This is a genomic window from Pseudoalteromonas sp. UBA2102 (genome assembly GCF_002331165.1).
GTDB classification, from domain to species: Bacteria; Pseudomonadota; Gammaproteobacteria; order Enterobacterales; family Alteromonadaceae; genus Pseudoalteromonas; species Pseudoalteromonas atlantica.
The window spans coordinates 11,618-35,920 of sequence record NZ_DCYU01000026.1; the positions used below are offsets into that span (position 1 = coordinate 11,618).

Annotated in this window: 18 protein-coding genes; 9 read left to right on the forward strand and 9 right to left on the reverse strand. The window is 42.1% G+C overall.

Translation table 11 applies throughout. The features are described 5' to 3' along the window. Nucleotides 1-411 precede the first annotated feature (411 nt). On the forward strand, nt 412-975 hold the full coding sequence (locus tag B2R65_RS02815) for a hypothetical protein (RefSeq protein ID WP_064385816.1): 564 nt from the start codon (nt 412-414) through the stop codon (nt 973-975). Between the two features lie 349 nt (nt 976-1,324). On the opposite strand, the gene B2R65_RS02820 is transcribed toward B2R65_RS02815, so the two are convergent. Continuing rightward, entirely contained in the window at nt 1,325-2,992 is a 1,668-nt protein-coding gene (locus tag B2R65_RS02820; RefSeq protein WP_286740869.1) for a cell surface protein, read from the reverse strand. Nucleotides 2,993-3,173: 181 nt separating this feature from the next. Then, nucleotides 3,174-4,640, reverse strand: coding sequence for a dGTPase (gene dgt, locus B2R65_RS02825; protein ID WP_054982081.1), 1,467 nt, complete (start codon nt 4,638-4,640; stop codon nt 3,174-3,176). Between the two features lie 191 nt (nt 4,641-4,831). Here dgt and B2R65_RS02830 point away from each other — a divergent pair, with 191 nt between their 5' ends. Further along, entirely contained in the window at nt 4,832-6,055 is a 1,224-nt protein-coding gene (locus tag B2R65_RS02830; RefSeq protein WP_286740872.1) for an alkaline phosphatase family protein, read from the forward strand. Nucleotides 6,056-6,191: 136 nt separating this feature from the next. Here B2R65_RS02830 and B2R65_RS02835 read toward each other — a convergent pair whose 3' ends face one another. Both B2R65_RS02835 and B2R65_RS02840 read right to left on the reverse strand, forming a co-directional pair. Continuing rightward, complete coding sequence (locus B2R65_RS02835) at nt 6,192-6,935, reverse strand: zinc-dependent metalloprotease family protein (protein ID WP_286740875.1); 744 nt, start codon at nt 6,933-6,935, stop codon at nt 6,192-6,194. 60 nt (nt 6,936-6,995) lie between these two features. Then, nucleotides 6,996-7,712, reverse strand: a complete 717-nt coding sequence (locus tag B2R65_RS02840) for a hypothetical protein (protein ID WP_286740877.1) — start codon at nt 7,710-7,712, stop codon at nt 6,996-6,998. A gap of 377 nt (nt 7,713-8,089) precedes the next feature. Here B2R65_RS02840 and B2R65_RS02845 point away from each other — a divergent pair, with 377 nt between their 5' ends. Continuing rightward, nucleotides 8,090-9,247, forward strand: a complete 1,158-nt coding sequence (locus tag B2R65_RS02845) for a benzoate/H(+) symporter BenE family transporter (RefSeq protein WP_286740878.1) — start codon at nt 8,090-8,092, stop codon at nt 9,245-9,247. Between the two features lie 641 nt (nt 9,248-9,888). Here B2R65_RS02845 and hemH read toward each other — a convergent pair. Together hemH and nosR are read right to left on the reverse strand one after the other, a co-directional pair. Next, on the reverse strand, nt 9,889-10,908 hold the full coding sequence (gene hemH / locus B2R65_RS02850) for a ferrochelatase (protein ID WP_286740881.1): 1,020 nt from the start codon (nt 10,906-10,908) through the stop codon (nt 9,889-9,891). 285 nt (nt 10,909-11,193) lie between these two features. Continuing rightward, nucleotides 11,194-12,525 (reverse strand): response regulator c-di-GMP phosphodiesterase, NosR family, encoded by a 1,332-nt coding sequence (gene nosR / locus B2R65_RS02855; RefSeq protein WP_286740883.1) that lies wholly within the window; start codon nt 12,523-12,525, stop codon nt 11,194-11,196. Nucleotides 12,526-12,636: 111 nt separating this feature from the next. Here nosR and B2R65_RS02860 point away from each other — a divergent pair, with 111 nt between their 5' ends. The 3 genes from B2R65_RS02860 (at nt 12,637) to arfA (ending at nt 16,801) form a co-directional block, all read left to right on the forward strand. Beyond that, a complete protein-coding gene (locus B2R65_RS02860; protein WP_286740885.1) occupies nt 12,637-13,614 on the forward strand; it encodes a sensor histidine kinase in 978 nt (325 codons plus the stop codon). 227 nt (nt 13,615-13,841) lie between these two features. Beyond that, nucleotides 13,842-16,382, forward strand: a complete 2,541-nt coding sequence (locus tag B2R65_RS02865; protein ID WP_273605200.1) for a TonB-dependent receptor plug domain-containing protein — start codon at nt 13,842-13,844, stop codon at nt 16,380-16,382. Nucleotides 16,383-16,600: 218 nt separating this feature from the next. Further along, nucleotides 16,601-16,801, forward strand: coding sequence for an alternative ribosome rescue factor ArfA (arfA, locus tag B2R65_RS02870; RefSeq protein WP_024032961.1), 201 nt, complete (start codon nt 16,601-16,603; stop codon nt 16,799-16,801). A gap of 31 nt (nt 16,802-16,832) precedes the next feature. Here the strand turns inward: arfA and B2R65_RS02875 are convergent, their stop codons facing one another. Both B2R65_RS02875 and B2R65_RS02880 read right to left on the reverse strand, forming a co-directional pair. After that, complete coding sequence (locus B2R65_RS02875; RefSeq protein WP_121638649.1) at nt 16,833-17,396, reverse strand: cytochrome b; 564 nt, start codon at nt 17,394-17,396, stop codon at nt 16,833-16,835. Between the two features lie 337 nt (nt 17,397-17,733). Continuing rightward, the gene (locus tag B2R65_RS02880; protein ID WP_286740894.1) at nt 17,734-18,702 is read right to left on the reverse strand and encodes a helix-turn-helix domain-containing protein; all 969 of its coding nucleotides are present in this window, start codon (nt 18,700-18,702) and stop codon (nt 17,734-17,736) included. Between the two features lie 219 nt (nt 18,703-18,921). Between B2R65_RS02880 and B2R65_RS02885 the strand changes: the two genes are divergently transcribed. Genes B2R65_RS02885 through eat form a run of 3 tightly spaced genes read left to right on the forward strand, consistent with a single transcriptional unit; the run spans nt 18,922 to nt 22,627 of the window. Then, nucleotides 18,922-20,325 carry an ethanolamine ammonia-lyase subunit EutB gene (locus tag B2R65_RS02885; protein ID WP_286740896.1) on the forward strand — a complete coding sequence of 468 codons (1,404 nt, stop codon included), beginning with the start codon at nt 18,922-18,924 and terminating at the stop codon, nt 20,323-20,325. Continuing rightward, a complete protein-coding gene (gene eutC, locus B2R65_RS02890) occupies nt 20,325-21,203 on the forward strand; it encodes an ethanolamine ammonia-lyase subunit EutC (protein WP_286740898.1) in 879 nt (292 codons plus the stop codon). The genes B2R65_RS02885 and eutC overlap by 1 nt, the downstream gene beginning before the upstream one ends. A 20-nt stretch (nt 21,204-21,223) precedes the next feature. Continuing rightward, nucleotides 21,224-22,627, forward strand: coding sequence for an ethanolamine permease (gene eat, locus B2R65_RS02895; RefSeq protein ID WP_054982091.1), 1,404 nt, complete (start codon nt 21,224-21,226; stop codon nt 22,625-22,627). 543 nt (nt 22,628-23,170) lie between these two features. Here the strand turns inward: eat and B2R65_RS02900 are convergent. Then, nucleotides 23,171-24,303: phospholipase effector Tle1 domain-containing protein (locus tag B2R65_RS02900; RefSeq protein ID WP_286740899.1), on the reverse strand; the 1,133-nt coding region annotated here is incomplete at its 5' end.

The window sequence follows — 24,303 nt, forward strand, 5'->3', positions numbered from 1 at the left end:
TTATGTAATCTTTGCATCTTTTAGCAAATTAAAGCTGTTGTGTGTTGTTTTGATTATGCGGTTATTTACTATGGGTAATTTTATTTAAGTTTTAGTAACAATAAACGCAAACTTTTTGATTGAGGTGTGGTCATAAAAAGAGTTGCTTTTTACAGTTTGTTACAAATAAATAACGTGCTGCTTGGTTGCAAAATGAGCGTAGAGCTATTGCCAGCATTATAATGTGGCGCGCTGAGCTTACCAGTGGTTCGTTAAATATTAACATTGATAAAATTGTTCTTTTAATTTGCACTGTCTAGTATTAAAGGTTGACAGTACACACCCAAACAAAACATAATATTAACATTGGCTACACTTAAAAAGCATTTCACTTAATTGTATTGCGTAAATTGGTTGAAGGAGGGAAGTATTATGAACAAATTACTCATTGCATGCGCTATCACTGCTGCAACTTTGTACGTGTTTAAAAACGATTTGACCGCCTTGGCTCAAAATAATCTACCCAACTCAATAACTAACACCACGGCTGTGCAGCCTGCTCAACCTCTGGTGGTAGATATACAAGCAATGCAAAGTAGCCACGATGTAACTAATAAAGAAGGCACTGCACTTACCGAGCAAATAGTGATTACTCCCCAAGAAGTGGGTGAATACTCTGAGCTAGAAAGCGCTGCTCAAATTCAAAGTACGCTTGATTTAGCACAGTCAGAGCAAGTGTTTTTAGATAAAGTGCAAAGCAGCTTTGCTGAAAAGTCGCTATTTTTATACAGCTTTGAGTGTAAGCAAAACGATTGTAATGCAGGCATTGTGGCAACCGACGGGCAACCTAAACACGAGGATATAGCTGGCGTGTTAGCGCATTTATCGGCGTCTGAAGAGTTTGCTAATCACTCTGTGCAATTAGCGGGTGTGGCGGTTAATAACGATGGTATTTTACAATACGATTTAAATATTAAAAACATGCCCCCCGAATAATACTAAGCGTAATAATAGTTAATTATTTTGAGAGGCCAAACTTGGCGCTAGCTGTGTTACAAATACAAAGATGCTAAAAGTACAGCAATGTACAACTAGTTAGTTTTAACAACTAAACAACGCATTTTTTGTAGCAATAAAACGTTTTCTCAGTCTTAAATCCATACTTAAAATAGCTCTCTTAATTAAGCGCATTAATACAACTCTATATTTTTAAACGACAAAGCGGCCTTGTGGCCGCTTTTTTGTGCTGGTAATTGAGTAATAGCAATTTTATCTTTAAATAGCAGGTACTTGATGCGTTAAAAATTATTTGTTTAGAGCAATAATATCAAGCTTATTTGCTCGGCTATTCTTTTGTTTGCATGTTTTTAGCGCGCTCTTCTGCCTCTATTAAGGCTTGTGATTTAGGCGCTTTCTTTTTTTCCTCAATCACGGGCTTTTTATCTGAATTTGGGTCCCAGCTTTCATCTAGCGAAAGGTTTGCAAATGGGTTGCTAGAATCACTTTGCTTGGGCGTACTATCGGCCTCTGGTTGCGCTGGCTTTTCTTGAGCTGGCTGTGGTTCGTGAGCTGTTGATATTGGCGCATCTAACGTGAGTTCGTTATTTGGTTTTGCTGTAACTGTAGATTGTGCAGGCTCTTTACTTGGTTTTAAAGGCGCATCTGGATTGTAGGTGCGAATTTCGGGCTCTTTAAAGTCGTGTTCGCTATTTAACGTGGTTTGATCAAGCTCGCTGTTTTTATCGGCTGTATGCAGATGCGCGCTGGTATTAGGCTCAGTGACAGGGTTACTAGGCGCAGCCGGTTCGTTTATAAGAGTAGACTCTTGCGGTTTTACTTCTTCAACGGGCTCTGCTTTTGGCTGTTCTACCGCGGCGGCTTTGTGTTTACGCGTGCGCTTAACCGAAGGTGCGTCTGGGTTAAACTCTCTTACTTCGGGCTCTGCAAAGCCTTTTGCATTTTGAATACGCGCTAATGTATTTTTTGCGGCAGCTTCAAACTCTGCGGTGTTTGGCTCTGGCGCTACTTTTTTAGGTTCAGGTGCTGGTGCATCTTCTTCTGGTTTAGCTTGTTCTGGCTCAGCCTCTGTGGCTTGCGTATTGGCAGGCAAAGGCTCGTTAATTGTCTCGTTTATTGGTGCATTAGAGCTTGCAGGCTCTGGCTCGCTCGGGGCCGAAACTGATGGCACAGCTGGTTTTGAAAGTTCATCACTTGGGGTTGGAGCCGTTTTGGGTGGTGCTGCTTGCGCTGCGCTTTTGTTGTTATTTTTTGGGGCTGTAGCCGTTGGAGCAACAGGCGGCTCGGGCTTATTTTGTTTAACGCGGCGTAAACGTATAACCACCATGGCGCCAATTAATACCACAATAAGCAGTAGCAAACTTGGTAACAATAATGAACTTGGTGGCTCTGCAACTGGCGCAGGTATAAGTACAGGTGCGGGTTTGGGCGTTGTATTAACCGTTGGCTGCTCTTTTTTAGGCTCTATTTTAGGCGCTGCTTTTGGGGCTGTTTCAGTGGCCACCGGCTGCGCTTGGCTAGTTGTAGGTATTAACTCGCTGTTATTAGACTCAAGTTCACCCTTAGGTGTGCTTGGCGCATCCTTTACTGTATCAATTGGCGCAGTCTCTGGCTCGTTAGTTTCTGAGCTTTGCTGGCTTATTTGGTTTGTAGGCTGAGTGCTTGTAGTGGCTTTGCTTGCGCTTTGTTTTATAGCTTTTTCGGCCGCAGTTATTTGCTCAAGCAGTTGTTGTTCTTGCTCGGGGGTAAGGGCAAGTGGTTGTGGCTCTTGTTCAACAACTGGCGGCTCTACTGGTTTTGTTTGTACTTGCTTGGGTTTATTACAGTTTCTTTTAAAATCGCGTGCGGCGCTGCGGTATTTGGCACTGGCTTTATTATTACTGTACTGCTGCATTTCTTGCTTAATTAAAATACACATGGCTTCGTTATAGGCAGCACTTTGGCTGCTATAAAATAAAGCAAAGCAAAAAATAAGTTGAGAGAGTCTAATAATCATAAAACACGGCGCTTAAGTATCAATAGTTTGATTTTAAGCGCAAAATTAAAATATATCTAGGCACTAAGGGCGTGTTGACCTTTGTGGATTGAAAATTTGTTCAATCTAAGGGCGATTAAATCGCGGCGTGAGGTTTGTAACCTAGTGAAATAAGTAAAAACCACCCAACAGCACGCCCTCGTTAATCAATCACCATTAGGCTGCGGTACTCGTCGTAGGCAAATTGGTCGGTCATGCCACTTATGTAATCTTGAATTAGCCTACAACGATAGTAAAACTCGTAAGCGGCAAAGTGGTCGGGCTCTTCTTGCATGGCATCTATGGCGTGCTGATAACTATTTAAGTGCTTTTTAGAGAGCTTTTTAACCAAACGCGATTCGATTAATAATCGTGAGTCGCCACTTAATGCGCGTTTAAAATCGTCGCTGTTAAGTTGTAGCAGTGGTTTATAACAATCGAGCAGGCCGTTAATTATGCGATAGCCTTGTAGTTCGAGTTTTTCTACCTCTTTGTGAGAAAACACATGCTTAAGCGCCACCTGTTTAAGGGTTTTAGTAACGGCATGTAAGTGGCTGTTATCTTCTAATAGTGCTTGGTTAAAGTCGCCGTGGTAAATAGGCTCAATGTGCTCTATAAAACGCTTAGCGGCGTGGTTTACAAGCGGGTGAAGTAAGGCCACGCGTAGGTAAATAAAAAATTCGCTATTAAAGTTGTAAGGCTGCGCGTTGGCGCGCTCTAGTGCGTAATCTACCGCTTTATCTACAAAATTTAGGTGTTCGGTGTCGTCAATGGTTAGGTTTATAAGGGCTTTTTTATATTCACTTTTTAGCTGCTGACAAAGTAGCTCGGTGGTTATTATGTCTTTTTCTACGGCGTCTTCTATGTCGGCTAAGCAATACGAAATATCGTCGGCGGCTTCCATAATGTAACTTGCCGGATGGCGGCAGTATGGCTCTATAACCAGCTCGTTTTGCAGTGCCTCTACAAAGGTTTTTTCGCTGTAGTAGTAACCTACTTTTTTCATTAAGTAGTTTTTATTTTGCGGTATGTCTTTTGAGTTTAATCCCGCGGGGCGGGTGTACTTTAAAATGCCCGCGCTTTGGCAATAAGTTAAGTTTAACCCCAGTAGCGAATGAATTATGCGTATGCCTTGGGCGTTGCCTTCAAAATTACAAATATCGTGCGCTAGGTGCTTAAAAATAACCCCTATGCCGGTATTTTGCTCTTGGCAGCGCGCTGGTGTAACACTTGCTAAATTATTATTAAACCAGTGGTTTATGGCAGCTTCGCCAAAGTGTCCAAAGGGTGGGTTGCCTATATCGTGCATTAGGCAGGCCATTTCTACTAGGCTCTCTAGTGGGCGTTCTAGCCCTTTTAAGCCAAATTCGGTTTGTTGCTCAAAGCTTAAATTTGCAAAAATGCGCTGTACTATAAAACGGCCAACTTGCTGTACTTCTAGTGAGTGAGTTAAGCGCGAGCGCACCGCAGCGTTTCGCTCTAGCGGAAAAACCTGAGTTTTTTGCTGCAGCCTACGAATAGCTGCACTGTTAATTATACGACCGCGATCGCTTTCCATCGCCATTTGTAAATTTGCAGTCGTGCGATACATGCGCGCTGGGGTTATTTTTTTACTAAAGTCGATAGTCATCGGAGTCCTTGCTTAGTGGTGACGACTGGCAAAGTAAATGCGCGTTGTCATTCGTTTTAAATACTTACTTGTTAATATATACATCTAGACGAGTTAGGTACAGGTGCTTGTATCATTTAAGGCCTGGCAATTGTATTATAAAGCTATATTTTTCAGTATTTAACGCATTTTAATGTAGGCGAGTATTTGTAATGAAGTATGTATTTTTAAAGGCCATGATGTTGGCTCTTTTAGTGTTAACCAGCCAAGCGACATATGCGGCAAAAGAGCAAACCGTTGTACTTATATCAATAGATGGCATGCGTTGGGATTATATAGAAAAACACGGCGCGCCTAATTTAAAAGCAATGGCTGCTAAAGGTGTACGCGCGCAAAAACTAATGCCTGTTTACCCAACAAAAACGTTTCCAAATCATATTTCTATTATTACAGGGTTGCTGCCGGTAAATCATGGCATTGTAGATAATAACTTTTGTGATAAAGCCCGTAAAAACGAGTGCTACAGCATGGGTAAAGGCATGCGCGATAGCACGTGGGTAAACGGCATTCCACTTTGGAATTTAGCAAAAATGCAGGGGCTAAAGTCGGCTACTTATTTTTGGCCAGAGTCGGATGCGCGCTTTAACGGTATGACGCCCGACTATTACTTTCATTATTCTAAATACAGTGAGTACCAAGGCCGTGTTGATCAAATAATACAGTGGCTAAGCTTACCTAAAGCGCAGCGCCCACGTTTTGTGGCAAGTTATTTTTCGCTTATTGATAGCATGGGCCACGAGTTTGGGCCAGACGCACCGCAAACTCGCGATGCGGTAAAACAATTAGATGAACTAATGGGCCAATTACAAACCCGTTTAAGCAAGCTAGAGCAAGAGATTAACCTTGTTATTGTATCCGATCACGGTATGGCGCATGTAAACCCAGAGCAAAGTATTGATGTATCTACATTGCCTAAAAACGATAATTTTATAGTTAAAAATACCGGCCCGCGTTTACTTATTTATGCAAAGCCTGCTGTAACAAGCAAGCAAATTGCAACTTACAAACAACGTTTGCAACAAGTAGCAAACGGGCGTTATACGGTATTAAACGACGAGCAATTAGCGGCATATCACTACAATAAAGGCACTCGGGTGGGTGATATTGTTGTGCAAACTAATGCGCCTGCGGTATTTACTAACGAAGGCAAAGCAATGTATTTAGGTACTCATGGCTATGCCTATACCGATGATATGGCGGCTACGTTAATTGCTGTAGGGCCTGCTTTTAAACAAGGGCTAAGCCTTGAAAAGGTAAATAATCTTGATATTTACCCGGTACTTGCCAAAGTAATGGGGCTTAAGCTTTTAAGTAAAGTAGATGGTGACGGTAAAACGTTAATGCCTGCTATAAAACAAAAAATAGTAGTGCATTAATTAGCTGCCCACTTTTAGGCTTTTAGTGACTTAACCTTGAAAGCTCAACAGTCCCTAAGCCAAATAAAAAAGAGCGCAAATGCGCTCTAAAGGGAAATAATTATAAGTGGGCTAAATACAGCCTGCTTTAAATCACTTACTTAAAGTTAGCAATGCTTGTTTTTGTATCGGTAACCGTACGAATAGCATACGCTTGGTTAGTTACACCAAAGGCTAAGCCATTTACGCTCCAATTAGGGTTAGAGAAGTAATCGTACTGCGTTGCGCTACCGTAAACGTGCGGGTAAGCCATAATGCTGGCAAATTCGTTTTGTACGCCGTGGCCCATTCCATCTACATATACGCCGCCCGATGTATCGCCTTGTTTACGTGAGTGCGCTAGGCCTTGGTTATGACCAAGTTCGTGTACAAACGTAGTGGCACCACAGTCAATAGCAGTAATAGAGTACATACGGTCGCTCATTGAGCTATATAAATTACCGTTAGTGCCTTGGCCAACCCAAGCTAAACCACACGAGATTAAACCATTACCCGCACTTTGGCCTGTACCAAGTACGGCAACCATGTCGGCTTTCCAGCTAGTGCGTAAACCATCTACGTAGCTGCTGTTAGTTACTGCATCTAACCAATCTTCAGACGGTGTAATTGCGTAATCGCCTAGGTTTTCTGTTCCCGCTAAACGCAGTGTAATGTCTACCCCATTTTGGCTATAAACCTGGTTACTAAAGGCGATCAGCTGGTTTATTTTAGTATTTATGTTACTCGTAGCTGCGGCCGATTGGTCGGTATATAAAATACCAATATCAATCGTTACTGCCTGTACTGCACTGGTTGCAAATAGCGCGCTGGCAATGGCTGCCGTAGTGATTAGTTTTTTCATTTTTATATTTCCTTACTTATGTAGTGGTTGGAAGTTTTACTGCTGATTGATTTAGTTGGGTTACTGCGTGTTGGGTTGTTCAGTTTTTTTTGGGGCAAACATATCTATGGTTTTATCTGTTTTTGGTGTGGGCGCATCTACGTGATGTTCTATGTGGTTTTGGTACAAGTCGCGTTTTGCTGCAATCCAGCCATATTTACCTTTACTTTCAAAAACATAATTGCCGCTAGGTGCGGTAAATTGCCCATAAATTGCATCGTTTCCTACGGTCATAACCGTGGTGTGCAGTTGCCCATTGGCACCAATAACTTGGCCAAATATGCTTTTATCGCCATTTGTAGCCTCTGATAACGAGGTGATTTCGGCGCTGTAAGTTTCGGCGGTTTGCGGGATTGAAATATCAAACGAGTCGCCAGCTTCAAGGGCTTGTAACGTATTTAGGTCGAACTCTATGTAGGCTTCGTTGTTTAAATCGCTTGGTAGTACGTTGGCGTTGGTAAGTACCTCTTTAGCTTTTGCAGATACCTTGTTTATAGCTTCAAACTGGTTGCTTTGCGCTGGTGCCTCAATGGTTTTAGGTTTTACGTTAACGGGATCTTTACTCATATCTATGGGCTGCGGTGCTTTTTTATTTGCTGCAAATTGAGAGTCAACGGGCACTATATCCACTGCAACAGGCGCCGTTACCTGCTGAGGTTTTTCGGTATTAAATAGCAGCTTATAAATAGTAAATGCAGATAGACCAAGGGCAACAATTATTAAAATAGCGCGTTTCATTTGTTTCTCTTACGGGGTTTTTGGTTAACTAATTGTTACGTTTTATATCATCTGGATAATTAGATCAAGTTAGTTGGCATAGTATAAAAGTGCTAATTATTTGCATTGTAAATGATTGTAAATAAACAATTTACCTATAATGGGTTTGGTTTGTTGAGCTAAAAAGGATGGGTTTTCATAGAGTTTTAGCGGGGTGTAAGCGTAAGCAAATAATTGTTTTTGTTTTTAATTTGGCAATGAAAGGTGTGATCTTTATAGGTAAAAAAAATTTTAAAATAATGAATATTTTTCACGCTTAATAGCGTAAACGCTAATTGCAAAGCGTAAATAGGCAACGTATGTTGTGGGCTTAAAAATCTAAAATTAAGAGGGATTTTATGACGTTTTCCGATCAGCTGCTTAATCGAGCAACCGCAGGGTTGGTGGCTGTTATTATTGGTTTTTCAAGTTCTATTGCGCTTATTTATCAAGTTGTTATAACCCTTGGCGGCACGCCCGATTTAGTCGCAAGCTGGCTTTTAATTCTAGGGCTAGTAATGGGCATAACCACTATTGGGTTGTCGTATTATTATAAAGTGCCCGTTTTAATTGCATGGTCTACCACAGGGGCGGCTTTACTTATTTCCAGCGCGCAGGGCTACCATTTAGGCGAAGCCATTGGTGCATTTATGTTTGCCGCTACATTGGTTTTTGTGTCTGGGGTTACCGGTTGGTTTGAAAAAATAATGAACCGTATACCGAGCGAACTTGCCTGTGCCATGCTGGCAGGCGTATTGGTCACCTTTGGTATAGATGTATTTAATTTTATGAATGAGCTACCACTGGTTATAGGCCTAATGGTGCTTATGTATTTTTTAGGAAAACGATTTTTTGCGCGTTTTGCCATGCTTAGCGTTTTAGTTGCAGGCGTGCTACTGGCGTGGCAAATGGGGCATATTGATACTGGCGCTATTCATTGGAAAATAAGTGAATTTGCATACATAGCGCCGGTGTTTAACTTGCAAGCGTGTATAAGTATTGGCTTACCACTTTATATAGTAACCATGACCTCACAAAACTTACCGGGTATTGCTGTACTAAAGGCTCATAATTATAAAGCGCCTATCTCGGCTACGCTTAATGTAACTGGTTTTATTAATATTTTAACAGCCCCGTTTGGTACGTACTCTATTAATTTAGCCGCTATTACCGCTGCTATTTGTATGAGCGACGAGGCCGATAAAAATCCCGATAAACGCTATTGGGCAAGTATTGCCGCAGGCGTATTTTATATTGTTATGGCACTTTGCGCGGCAACGCTTGTTGGTTTAGTGGCAAGTTTACCGCAGGCATTAATTTTAGCCTTAGCGGGTATTGCGTTGTTTGGCACTATTGCTAATAGCTTGCAGCAAGCTTTAAGCTCAGCCCAATACACAGAGGCCGCAATAGTTACGTTTTTGGTAACCGCATCTGATTTAACCATGCTCTCGGTAGGCTCTGCGTTTTGGGGAATAATTGCCGGCGTTTGTACGTTGATGATCACCCGTAAAAGTTAAAGAAAAGCGTTAACGAATAGGTTTAAAAGGTAAAGGCGTTGCTTTTAAAACGCCAGCAAGCTGCGCGTCTACAGAGTAATTTATCTCGGTGTTAATTTTGTTGGTAGGCGGGAAGCTTGCTCGCGCAAGATGTTAATTGCTTCTCTAAAAGCGAAGCGTCTCTTAACCTCTTTGTGGTTTATTGATCTTTAATACAAAAATGCACAAAGAGAAGGGAAAGAGGAGTAAATGAGAAGTGAAGTTTGTAGGCGCGAAGCTTGCTCGCGCAAGATGTTAGTTGCTTCTCTAAAAGCGAAGCGGCTCTTAACCTCTTTGTGATTTATTGATCTTTAATACAGAAATGCACAAAGAGAAGGGAATGAGGAGTAAATGAGAAGTGAAGTTTGTAGGCGCGAAGCTTGCTCGCGCAAGATGTTAGTTGCTTCTCTAAAAGCGAAGCGTCTCTTAACCTCTTTGTGGTTTATTGATCTTTAATACAAAAATGCACAAAGAGAAGGGAAAGAGGATTAAATGAGAAGTGAAAGTTGTAGGCGCGAAGCTTGCTCGCGCAAAATAGTGGCTATGGCATTTAATAAATGCTTACCTTACAATTAAAAAAGCGGTGTTAAAATTTAACACCGCTTTTTTACGTTAAGATGCGTTTAAAGCATTGGTTTTAGCACATCATATAAAGCGTTAATGTGATCGTCTCTGTCGTTTAAAGCGGCTATATAACGGTACTTTTCGCCGCCTGCGTTTTCAAAAATTTCGCGGTTTTCTTCTTCAAGCTCTTCGAGTGTTTCTAAGCAGTCGGCGCTAAAAGCAGGGCTTAAAATTGCAACGTCGGTAATGTTTTCATCAGGTAAAGATGCAAGCGTGGCGTCGGTGTATGGCTTTAACCATTCGGCTTTACCAAAGCGGCTTTGAAAAGTGCTAATTACTTTATCTTTATCAAGGCCTAGTTTTTCAACCACTAAACGCGTGGTTTGCAAACATAGGCAGTGGTAAGGATCGCCTCTATCTAAAAATAGCTTTGGCATACCGTGATATGAAAAAACTAATTTTTGTGGCATGCCGTTTTTTTCTAAATCTTCACTTATGCTGCTAGCTAATGAATCAATGTAAGGGGTGTTTTTGTGATAACCATTTACAAAGTGTAGCTCTGGCACCCAGCGCCATTTTTGCAATACTCTTGATACGGCATCAAATGTTGAGCCGGTGGTAGGGCTTGAATATTGCGGGTAAAGCGGTAGTACAATTATGCGCGTTAGGCCTTTATCGCGAAGCTCTTCAAGTCCCGCCTCTATTGAAGGGTTACCGTAACGCATGGCCATAACAACTTCGGTATTGGTGTAACCTTGCTCTTGGAGTAGCGCGTTTAGTTTGTCGCGTTGCAGGCGGGTAATATGTGTTAGCGGCGAGCCGTTTTCGGTCCAAATGCTTTCGTATAGTTTTGCTGAGCGCTTAGGGCGAATACGCAAAATTATACCGTGCAGTATTATCATCCACACTAAACGTGGAATTTCTACAATGCGCGGATCGGATAAAAATTCACGTAAGTAGGTACGCAGTGCAGCAGGGGTGGGCGCGTCTGGACTGCCTAAATTGGTAAGTAAAATGCCCGTTTTTTGATTAAAACGTCCGTCGTGGGGATTGTCAGTGACTGCAGAAAATCGCGACACGCTGTGCTCCTTAAAGCAATGTGATACCAATTCGCAATAATACTTAATCACTTTGCGGGGCTAAACGTGTCGCTACCAGCGTTAAGCAATTCTCATTTAGAACAACTAAATAGCGAATTTTTTGCCTAGCTATCTACACGTTTTTCCACCCTCAAAATAAATTACTTAATTAAGCGGATTGGTATTAAACAGTTTAAAATTTATACCCAGATTAACAGGTACCTGTTTGAATTAGTTTAGCTTATTTACGGTAATTGTAACGAAAAAAGCCACAGTTTAGATCACTCATTTAGCGCTTTTTACCATTATTCTAAATGGGGTCGGTTTTTTGGCTTCTAGTTGCTGTAGTTTTTCGATGGATTTTTTACCAAACACATGGCCTTTAGGTAACAACATAATACCGCTGTGGCTGTGTAACGTATGGCCTAAAATCATATTGGCTTTTAGCTCTTGAGCGCTGCATATAATGATAGAGCCCGCATTATTAAGTTGCTCATTTAATTTGCTATGGCTTGCCTCGAGTGCGCGCACAATTTTAGGGTGGTAAAAAGTGCCACTGTACATTTTAACGCTTTCGAGCGCGTCGCTGTGGCGCTCTTTGTCTGTGGGGCTTTGGCTTTGTTCAAATGCGTTCCAATAATCGCGAGCAACACTAAGCACCATAGCGCCAATAGGAATGTCGTTTGCTGCTAATCCTTTTGGTAAACCGTTACCGTTAAAGCGCTCATATTGATGATAAATTGCATCAGATACATCATGTAAATGTATTGCAGGCATAAGCATTAATTGTGCTGTGCTTGGGTGTGTATAAAAGGCTTTGCGCTGTTGCTCGCTTAGCCGGCTCACTGGCTTTTTATAGAGCTCTGGGTCCATAGCAAGCAAACCTATTTGCGCTAAGTAACCCGCCATGGGGGCTAAATCTATACTTTTTTGCGAGAGGTTTAAGTACAGTGCTATTTGGGTGCAGGTGTCGGCAATTTTTTGTGCTTTGTTGCCATCTAAGTATGGGTTGGCGTTTATAAAATTATAAAGTAGCTCTACGGTGGCTTTGTGTTCGTGTTTTTCGCGCTCGTTGGCATCTTCTAGCTGTTTAAGTACCTGCTTAATTTGCTTTGTACGCTTTTCTACTCGTTGCTCTAATGAGTTATTTAATTCGAGAAGTTCTTTGTTTTGCTGTTTTACTTGCTGCTCGAGTTGCTTGTTTTGTTTTTTTAGCTGAAATTTTTCGATGCTGTCGTTAATGCTGCGCAAAAGCATATCGTTTTGCCATGGTTTTTGAATGTAGCCGTTAATTTGCGCTAGGTTTACAGCGGCTAGGGTGGTTTCTATTTCGGCGTAACCGGTTAATAAAATACGTTGTGTTTCGGGGGCTTTGTTACGGGCTTGCTCTAAAAATTGCGCGCCATTCATGGTGGGCATTTTCATGTCGCTAATGATTAAGCTAAATTCGTAGCTGTTTAAAAGCTCAAGCGCTTGCACTGGGCTTTTGCAGGTCATAAAACTAAAGTTATTATTTTTTAATAAGGAGGTTAGTGAGCGCAGAACAATTTCGTCGTCATCAACACAAAGTACATCTACGGCAGTGATTGAATGTGCAGCGTCTGCTGGTTGGGTCATAGTGCTACCTTTTAAAATAATAAGCATAGCCTAAAAATAGCCCCTAGTTTGCATAATTACGTGTGGCAAACTAAACGTTATACAAGGATGCGTATTTATGGAGCGAATAGGATGAGCACTTTAACCGACGACTACAAACAAGCCTTTTTAGATGAGCAGCAAAAGCGCATAGCCGCAGAGCAACTGCTTGCCGATAAAAGCCAATTGTTAGTTGTGTTAAATGGCGAACTAACCAAAAACGTTGCTGAGCTGTCTTTGTATCAGCAAATGTTTGTTCAGGCCGACAAAATGGCAAGTGTGGGTGTTTTATCTTGCAGTATTGCGCATGAAATAAATAACCCGCTTTCGTATGTAATTAGTAATATAGAAAGCTTGCAATATGTTAGCCCTCTTTTATCAAAATCTCTTCACTATAACGAGCAGTTTTTAAACGGCCAATTAAATGCAGGGCAATTTAAAAACGTGTTGGTTGATCTAAAAAAACAATACCAACTGGCATGGAATGGACACGAAATTTACTCGCAGTTGAGCGAAAGCCTAGATGGTTTAAAGCGCATAAAGCAAACCGTGCATAATTTATTAAACCTTAGCCAAGTTACAAGTACCCATAACAAGCAATATTTAGATGTAAGCGAGGTTGCAGGCTCTGCTTTAGGCGTGTTGCAAGGGCAACTTAAATACTGCGAAATAAAAACCAATTTTGAGCAAGTGCCGCTAATTTGGGGGGAGCTGTCGTCTATTCATCAAATTTTTGTTGAGCTGTTATTAAATGCTCAACAAGCGTGCGAACATGAATTAGAAAAAGGCACCATTATTGAACTAAGCGTAACGCAGCAAAATGAGGGGGTATGTATAAAAGTGAAAGATAACGGTTGTGGAATGGATGAAAATACCCAAGCGCACCTTTTTAAGCCTTTTTTTACGACACATAAAACAGCCCACTCATTAGGAATAGGAATGACCGTTGTTAACTTTATTTTGCAAGATCACGGCGGAAAAATAGAAGTTAGCAGTACTTTAGGAACAGGTACTACCATTTGTTGTTGGTTACCCGTAAAAGTACAAGAAAGCGTGATAAATCCATTGTAAATAAAGTGTTAATTTAATTTGGGGTTGAAATTAAAATCCTTAATTGCATGTGTTTTGAACAAGTTTAAGTGTTATTTTTTAGTATTTACATTTTTTTGCATAGTTAGACCTATTATTTAGTTTTTTTCATTTCTTTTTATTTGCATATGTTGCTAGGATGTTCCCCAGTGCGATGCGTTACATCGCAATAACAAATATTAAAGAACACACTAAACAGGGTCGTCACCATGTCAACATACCGTTTAAATACATTAGCTGCCGCTGTTGCGTTTGCCGTAAGCGCACCAAGCATTGTAAGCGCTCAAGAAGCACCTGTTGAGGCTGCACAAAATATCGAACAAATTTCTGTATTAGGGTCGCGCGTTTCTAACCGCACCTCTACTGAGTCTTCGTCACCTATTGATTTAATAGACGCTGATGATTTAAACAAAGGCGGCTTTACAGAACTAGGGCAGAGTCTGCAAGCTACTGCCCCATCGTTTAACTTTTCTCGTACGCAAGTATCTGATGGCTCTGATTTATTTAGACCAGCAACGCTGCGCGGCTTACAGCCAGATCAAACGTTAGTGTTGGTTAACGGTAAGCGCCGCCATAATCAATCTATTTTTGGCCTTAACGGCACTGTAGGTGCAGGCGCTGCCGGCACCGACATGAACGCCATTCCGCTAACTGCGCTTAAAGGTGTAGAAGTACTACGCGATGGCGCAGCAGCTAAATATGGCTCTGACGCGATAGCTGGCGTAATTAACTTATCGCTTAATAATTCAACTGGCGTAACAACGGGTTACGTACAGTACGGCGGCACCAGTGAAGGCGACGGCGATACGCTTTCTGCAGGTTTAAACCGTGGTTTTGACTTAGGTAATGAAGGCGGCTTTATTAATTTATCATTTGAGTATCGTGATGCCGATGGCACTAACCGTGCAGAGCGCGATACCGGTGGGTCGTTAAATGTTGAGCCAGGCACGCTGAGTGAAGATGTACGTTGGGGCCAAGGTAACTCAGAAAGTGAATTTACCTCGTTGTTTTACAACATGGCTTTGCCAATGGGCGACAGCGAATTGTACTCATTTGGTGGCTATTCTGAGCGTACCGCGCTGGGTAATGGTTTTTACCGTAACTTTAACGAAGCGTCTAAAAATGTAACGCAAGTATACAGCGATGGCTTTTTACCCCGCATTTATAACGAAGCTGAAGATATTTCAGTAGCGGTTGGTTTTAGAGGCGATATAAACCCAGATTGGGGATACGATGTATCGGCAGTGTATGGTGAAAACCAATACGACTTTACCTCACGTAATACTATAAATGCCTCTTATGCGGCGGAGTACGTATTTAACAACCCAGATGCAAGCGATGCCGATATAGCTGCAAATGCAGGCCCAAGCGGCGGTTACTCTGGTGGTTTTAGATTTGATCAAACAACAGTTAATGCTGATTTTAACGGCATCGTTGATATTGGCCGCAATGAGCCTTTATATGTAACTATTGGTGCAGAATACCGTAAAGAAAACTACGAAATAGTCCCTGGCGATGAAGCCTCTTACGCATGTGGCTTGGCAAATACCGATGCTTCGTACCCTTCAGTAAACGATCCTGATCAATTTGCTGAGTGTGGTTTTCAGGCTTATAACGGTTTGCGCCCAGAGGCAACAAACAAGAGCGATCGCCACAGCTACGCGTTTTATGTAGATGTAGAAACCATGGTAACGGATGCATGGAACGTAAGTGGTGCGCTGCGCTACGAAGACTTTTCAGATGCGGGCGATGACTTAATTGGTAAATTAGCAACACGTTATGAATTTAACGATGACTTTGCAGTACGTGGTGCGGTATCTACTGGTTTTAGAGCGCCATCGCTTCAGCAAAGTGGTTATACCGCATTTACAACTAACCTAGGCTCAGATGGCACACTTACGCAGTCGTTCACTGCAAATACGGGTACTGCTTTTCCAAGTGCGTTAGGTGTAGATAGCCTAGAGCTTGAAACCTCAACTAACTACAGTGCTGGTTTTGTTTACGATGTAACAAGTGAGCTTTCGTTAACGGTTGATTTTTACCGTGTAGAAATTAAAGACCGTATTACGCTTGGTAGTTTACTTTCTGCAGAGGACGTTGCCTTTAGCGATGAAGCCGTAGCCGCGCTTCAAGCAACCGGCGCAGTGCAAGCTAATTACTTTTCAAACTCTGTAGATTCAACTACACAAGGTGTTGATATTATTGCATCTTACCGTACTGATGTAGAGGGCGGTAATTTTGGAGTAACCTTTGCGGGTAACTTAAACGACACTAAAATTGATAACGTGAACGCAGAAGAAGGTATTCCTGAGTCGGTGGCGTTTGATGATTTACAACGTAGCTTTTTTACCGACGGCCAGCCAGGTGAGCGCGCAACTTTAACGTTTGACTATGAGCGTGATGCGTATGAAACAACGCTTCGCTTTAATTACTTTGGCGAAACAGACGTTAAATACTTTGGTAATGACCACATCCCTTTACCAGGTGAGCTTTCGCCTACGGGGTCGTTTAAACCAACTAGTACAGTTGAATCAGCAGTACTAGTGGATTTAAACGTTAGCTACCAAATTAACGAAATATTTAACGTATCGGTAGGGGCTGATAATATTTTTGATGAAACCCCAGATGAGCTAGGTGATGACGAAGTGCTTAACTTTATTACCAACGGCGCGTTTAAATACCCTGTACGTGCATTGCCTTACGGCTTTGACGGGCGTACTTATTATGCAAAAGTAAGCTTTGAATTTTAATTAATTGAGCTAAACCTATTTAACCTGAACTCTGGTTAAGAGATATACCAACATATTTTATTATCCAGCGTTCAGGTTACTCAGCGCAGTTATTTACTGCGCTTTTTTTATGTTTATTTATTATGAAAAAGAGCGTTAAAACACTTGCAAGGTTGAAAATTAGGCATACAATCGCCACTTCTTAAGGTTCTTATTGTTATAAATAGTTAGGAAATAAAATGGCTAAAAAATCGAAAACCAAAGCCGCAAATAATAGTGCGGTAGACACCGGCCGAGGTGTTATTAATCATAATGCGCTGGCGGCGCTAGTAACCTCTAAAGTGTTTAAACCTCAAGTGGTTAAAGCTAAAAAAGGGAAAGGCTCGTTTAAGCGCAATAACAAACACGTAGGACGAGAGTCTTATTTAATCGCGGCTTAAATAGCACCGATCAAATAAGACTTTTAACTACCTACTTTTTGCCAAGCATACGCGTAAGGGTGTTGTCTTTATCAATAATATGGTGCTTTAAAGCGCCCACAATATGTAAACCTAACGCGATAAGAAGCGCATTTGCTGTAATACCGTGAACGGTTTTTCCTATCTCTGCTAAGCCTTGGTTAAAAGCGAGGCTTTTTTGTGGGTTTTCTGGGTTGGGGTTGTGCGGTATAAGCTCTAGCCCGAACATCTCTACGCCATGCCCACCAAAGCCCGACATAATCAGCCCCGAAATAGGCATAAGTAACATGCTTATTATAAGAACGTAATGCACAATTTTAGCTAACACTTGCTCATAATTTGGGTGTTTAACATCGTGCTTTGGCCAACCATTTACAATGCGCCATGTTACTCTTAATAACGCAAAAGCAAGCAGCATTACGCCAAATGACTTGTGCCAACTCATTAGAAAAAATGCTTTAAAGTTTTCCATATATAGGCCTGAGCCTAATAAACCAATAATTAAAATAGCTACAATCCAATGCAGGCTTATGGTGGTTTTGCTTAACGTACTTGTTGTATCTTTTGTAAGTTTCATTGTGGTTATTCCTAACTTAAAAAGTGGCGCTTAGTTGCGTGTACAATTGAATAATCTACATTAATGCAGCTAGCTTAAACTATAGAGGGTTAAAGTAGGGTTAACGAAACTTATTTTTTAAATTTAAAAGGATATAACCCGCAACGTGAAGTGAAAGTTGTAGGCGCGAAACTTGCTCTCGCAAGATGCTAGTTACTTCTCTAAAAGCGACGCGCTTCTAAACCTCTTTGTGATTTATTGATCTTTAATACAAAAATGCACAAAGAGAAGGGAATGAGGAGAAAATGAGAAGTGAAAGTTGTAGGCGCGAAGCTTGCTCGCGCGCAATGCGCAGCATTTAATACTCAAAGGAACCTTCTTTTAAATTATTGGCGATAGTTTGAGAGGGGTTTTCACCAAATAACTGCGTGTAATCTTTAGTAAATTGCCCTGCGTGCCAAAACCCCCAATTGGCCGCTATGATTGATATAGGCTTAGTTTGACCAACCACTTTAAGCTCGCGCCTTACATTGTTAAGTCGGGTTAAACGTAAAAACCTAAGCGGGTTAATACCTAAAATGCTTTCGAAACTGTACTGCAGCGTGCGCCTACTAACAAAAGTAAGCTCGCAAAGTTCGGTTATGGTTATTGTTTTTTGTGGGTTGGCTGCCACGTACTCTTTTACTTTGTCGACCACCGCTTTACGGTGTTTGTAGCTTGGGGCTATGTTTTGCTGCGGGTTATCGGCTTGCAGTAAATGCAGCGTTAGCATACTAAGCATATCTTGCTGTGATTCTGGTTTAAGCCCAAAACCTTTATTTATAACCATACTGTTAATAATTTGCCTTGCTGTTTGCAGCGATGAGTCACTTACCGTTAAACGAGCAGATTGTGCAGATGATAGGTTTTTAATAGTTACGCCTTGTAACTGCGCCATGTACTCAATTGAATGCCAATCAATAACCAAACCGTAAATATCAAATTGTTCAGGGGTAATTAGCTCAAAGTCGCTGCTGCTGGTACGGCACATAAATTGATTGCTCGCTACATCAAGGCCATTAATTTTACTTTGCTGCGACTGACTCGGTATGCCAAGCCAAATAGAGTTAGGGGCTATGTTGCATTGCTGGCGCAGCGCACGCTCGGTGTACTCTTTAAAAGCATGAATATCGTTGTAATTTACGCCTTCTATACAGCCATAAAAGCGGCCATCGCTTACTTGGTCGTACTTTTGCTGCCATTGAGTGAGGTTATGGGCTTGCTCGTCAATATCGTGCGTGTATACCTTGCTCTTTTGTGGTGCGTTGTTGCTGCCTTGCTGCGCCATATAGGTGATGCTCTTTTAAAGTAAACATATTTTTAGTTTAAGTGAATGCCAAATAAAGGCATTAACTTACTGAAATAAAATAATAAAAAACGATTTGCCAAAATTCGATAGCCACTTGGTACAAATTAAGCCTTCTTGTGACTATTCAAAATTGATTTATAGCTTATATGAGGCAAGACCTATACCAAGGTTTGTAATATTAGTTATGCGGAGTAAATCATGGGGCATACGTACAGTTATACTTTAGGAACACATACTTATCAATTCAAGAGCTTAGCGCAGTTAATGGCTAAAGCTACGCCGCAGCGCTCGGGTGATAGGTTAGCGGGAGTTATTGCACAATCGGCGCAAGAGCGCGCTGTAGCGCAGATGACATTGGCCGAAATACCGCTAAAAACATTTTTAAACGATGTACTTATTCCCTACGAGCAAGACGAAATTACACGCCTTATTATTGACGAGCACGATGCAAACGCTTTTAAGCTTATATCGCACTTAACCGTGGGAGATTTTAGAAACTGGTTATTAAGTGATTTTGCAACGCCTGCGGTACTTGCAAGTGTTAGGCAAGCCATTACCCCTGAAATGGCCGCTGCGGTAAGTAAAATAATGCGTAATCAAGATCTCATACTTGTTGCTAAAAAGTGCCACGTAAAAAGCGCGTTTAGAAACACCATAGGTTTGCCAGGGCATTTATCAACCCGTTTGCAACCAAACCACCCAACTGATGACATAAATGGTATAGCCGCATGTATGCTCGATGGGCTTTTATACGGCAATGGCGATGCGGTAATTGGCATTAATCCCGCCACCGACAACGTAGCGCAAGCCATTAAGTTAATGACGCTGATGGATGATGTAATTCAAAAATACGAAATTCCAACACAAAGCTGTGTGCTTACCCATGTGACTAACACCATAGAATGCATAGAAGCAGGTGCGCCCGTTGATTTAGTGTTTCAGTCAATAGGCGGTACAGAAGCTACTAACTCAAGCTTTGGTTTTAATTTAAATACACTAGCTGAGGCGCAAGATGCTGCGCTGAGCTTAAAGCGTGGCACGGTTGGCAATAATGTAATGTATTTTGAAACCGGGCAAGGCAGCTCGCTTTCGGCTAATGCACACCATGGGCTTGACCAACAAACCTGTGAGGCGCGTGCTTATGCTGTAGCACGCAAGTTTAACCCTTTATTAGTTAATACCGTTGTAGGCTTTATTGGCCCCGAGTATTTATTTGATGGTAAAGAAATTACCCGCGCAGGGCTTGAAGATCACTTTTGTGCCAAGCTTTTAGGCATACCTATGGGGTGCGATGTGTGTTACACCAACCACGCCGAGGCCGACCAAAACGATATGGATAACTTACTCACCTTATTAGGTGTGGCGGGTTGCTCGTTTGTAATGGGGATTCCAGGCTCGGACGATATTATGCTTAATTACCAAACTACCTCATTTCATGATGCCTTATATGTGCGCCGAGTTTTAGGCTCGCGCCCAGCGCCCGAGTTTGAAGCGTGGCTTAGCAAAATGAAAATTATGGAAAATACCGCCGAGACTATTTTATCGAACACCTTACCAACAGCCTTTGCTAAGCCATTAAAAGCAGTACAAGGAGGCATGTAATGAAAGCGGTTAAAAGCATAAACACGCAAAGCAGCCACGATCACAATAATGGCAAAGTGGTTGAAAACCCATGGAGCGATTTACGTCGTTTTACCGATGCCCGTATAGGCCTTGGCCGCGCAGGCATAAGTTTACCTACATCTGAAATGCTAGCGTTTCAGCTATCGCATGCTCAGGCGCGCGATGCGGTTAACTTTCCGTTAGATATTAGCGAAATGACAAAAACACTCAGTGCTATTGATGTGCTTAGCGAGGTTGAAAAACCGCTAAGTGTACAAAGTGAGGCTGTTGATCGTGTTACTTATTTACAGCGCCCCGATTTAGGCCGAAAGCTAAACCAAGCAGGGCGTACAACGCTTTTAAATACTATGCAAAGTAGGCAAAACAGTACACAGGCGCAATACGATTTAGCCATTGTGGTAGTTGATGGGCTTTCGTCGTTGGCGGTACAAAAAAATGCAGCGCCATTTATAAGCGAGCTTTTAAAGCAGCTTCCTACTGAGCCCTCACCTTACAAAATTGCGCCAATTACCCTAGTAGAGCAAGGCCGCGTAGCGATTGGTGATGACATTGGCGAGCTGTTAAACGCACAAGTGGTAATGGTATTAATTGGTGAGCGCCCAGGGCTTAGCTCCCCCGACAGCCTTGGCCTTTACTTAACGTGGGAGCCAAAAACGGGGCTTAACGATGCGTGCCGTAATTGTATTTCTAATATTCGCCCTGCAGGGCTTAGTTACTTTGAGGCTGCCCGAAGAGCCGTATATTTACTGCAAGAGGCCAAAAAGTGCGGGCTTACTGGGGTTAACTTAAAAGACAGAACACAAGACGATGTAATAGAGCATCAGGTTCAAACCACAAATTTTTTAATCGCGGAATAAAACCATAAAAAGAGGTCAATATGTCTAATAACAATAAAGAGTATCTTGCACAAAGGCAGTTAAAAAGTGGCACTGCGGGCTGGTTATTGCTTGCAGGGCTAGGGGTGTCGTATGTAATTTCGGGCGACTTTGCAGGCTGGAACTTTGGCATAGCCGAAGCCGGCTGGGGCGGATTTGCCATTGCTGCGGTGTTAATGGCAATAATGTATTTAACGCTGGTGTTATCTCTTGCTGAAATGTCGGCAGCAATTCCTGCGGCGGGTGGCGGTTACAGTTTTGCACGACAAGCAATGGGCCCCGCTGGGGGTTATTTAACTGGCCTTGCGGTATTAATTGAATATGCATTAGCCCCCGCCGCCATTGTTATATTTATTGGCTCGGCGGTTGAGGCGTTAACGGGTTTTAATGGCCCGTGGGTATATGCACTGTTTTATTTAACGTTTGTGGGTATTCATTTAGCGGGTGTGGGTGAAGCGCTAAAAGTAATGATGGTGATAAGTGGTTTAGCAGTATTGGCTATTATTGCCACCGCCGTGGCGTTAATTGCTAATTTTGACGCGGCTAATTTATTTGATGTTGCGGTAACTAATGCCGCAGGTGCAAATGAATTTTTACCACTTGGTTGGTATGGTGTGTGGGCTGCATTGCCTTTTGCTATGTGGTTATTTTTAGCAGTAGAAGGCGTGCCGCTTGCTGCCGAAGAAGCTAAAAACCCAGCTAAAGATGTACCTAAAGGCATTATTGGCGCTATGTTATTTTTACTGTTTACCGCTTTACTTGTTGTGGTATTAGTTCCTGCTGCCGGTGGTGCAAACGCAATGGGCGCCAGTGCAGTTCCTTTAGTTGATGCGCTTAACGCCACGGGCAATACAAACTTAGCCACTGTGGTAAATATTTTAGGATTAGCGGGGCTGGTCGCGTCGTTCTTTTCGATTATTTATGGTTATAGCCGTTTAGTGTTTGCGCTTTCGCGTGCGGGCTATTTGCCGCGTTCGTTATCAATTACTACAGAGCGCAAAGTACCCGCGCGTGCGTTAATTGTACCCGCTATTTTTGGATTTATTGCCTCACTGAGTGGCGAGGGCGATTTAATGTTAGCTATGGCGGTGGTCGGTGCAACGGTTTCGTATGCGTTAATGGCGCTGAGCCATATTATGTTACGTATTAAGCAACCTAATCTAGCTCGCCCTTATAAAACGCCAGGTGGCGTGGTTACATCGGGTATTGCGCTAGTGTTATCGCTTATTGCATTAACGGGTGTGTATGCGTTTGACCCTCGTGCATTTTTATATACAGTAGTGTTATTTGTGATTGGTGCAGCTTATTACTTTGGTTATAGTGCTAAGCATTTAGTCGCTAAAAGTGCAGATGAAGAGTTTGCTATGCTTGCCGATGCTGAAGCGGACTTAGCCGCCTCAAATTAAGGGGGTTAGCACTAGGGTAAAAGCGTTGCTTTTAAAACGCCAGCAAGCTGCGCGTCTACAAGGTAATTTACCTCGGTGTTAATTTTGTCGGTAGGCGCGAAGCTTGCTCGCGCAAGATGATAGTTGCTTCTCTAAAAGCGAAGCGCCTCTAAACCTCTTAGTGATTTATTGATCTTTAATACAAAAATGCACAAAGAGAAGAGAATGAGGAGTAAATGAGAAGTGAAAGCTGTAGGCGCGAAGCTTGCTCGCGTAAAATGCTCGTTACTTCTCTAAAAGTGAAGCGCCTCTAAGCCTCTTTGTGGTTTATTGATCTTTAATACAATATGCACAAAGAGAAGAGAGAGAAGTAAACGAGCAGCCAAAGTAAATTAGTATAAGTTATCTGTATATCACCACCGAGTACACCGAGGCGCTTCGCGCTACACACAGAAAACACGCGTAACGTTTAGTCACTTCTCTAGGTATCCTCCTTCGCTTCTCGGTGGTTCCCAGTTAAAGCGTTGCTTTTAAACGCCATCAAGCTGCGCACCTACAGCCCATTTAACTTATGCGGGTTACTTTTACTTTTATTTTCCCTGCATTGGCGCCGTAAAATCGGCTTAAGTCATTGGCAAAGGGACTAAATTCACCTGATTTAGTAATGGTTACTGTAGCGCCATTGGCTATTTCAAATAAATATTCGTCGTTATTGTTAATTGCGCCAACCAAAGAGAACCACTGCGCTCTTGGAAGTCGTCTAAATGGTTCAAGCAATGCCATGGGGATTTCTTTAACCCCTAATTGAACATTATCGCGGTGCCAGCCGCTTGCGGTGCATTTTATGCCGTCGTCATACCAAAATTGATTGGGGTAAGGTTCAAACTTATAAGTTGCGCCTTCAACTAACATAAGCCCTGTATTGTTATGTGCCTCGCTGGCAAACACTATTACATCTTGGCTTTGCGAAACTTGTAATACGCTCATGTTTTGGTTTTCAAGGGCAATGTGTTGGCTTAAACCAGTAAAGCTTAATGTGCTGTTATCGTTATACCTAATTTTGTAATGCAGGTTTTTAAGCGACTCTGGGCGATAGCTAGTTAGTTTATTAATTCGTGTAGCTACGCTTTGATGTATATGTGGTTCTAGGTTGCTGGCTTCGTTATCAATAAGTACATAGCACTCCCTATCCACCAATTTAAAAAAGGGATTAAACCAAAAGTAATTTTGCTGATGGCTTAAAGCCAGAGGATCGGGCGTTACGGTTACATCGTCTTGGTCAACTAATTTACTGCCAGGCAATAAGGTTTCGTAGTCAATGTCGTGGCTGGTTAATAAGCTAATATTAAGTGGTTGCTCAATTAACCATTCAAGCGCATAGCGCAGGCAAATATCAGCTAGGCCATCGCGGTAATAACCGCCGCCAATATCTGAATGCGCCCCTGCAAACCAAAGCTCGGTAATATTATTTTGATGGTTCATTAGGGTGGGTTCAAACGCACGGCGTTTTTCATCAAGTGCTACGCAGTGCAGTGCCTGCGAAATATTATTAGCAATGGTGTGGTTTTCAAATATTACATGCTCGGCACCGCGCGTTGCTTTACTGACTTTTGATAAACCTATTGAGGCCACGGTATCAAATACACATACGTAAACATTATCGTTAATTAAAGGCTCTAGGATTTTTGCAAAACGCC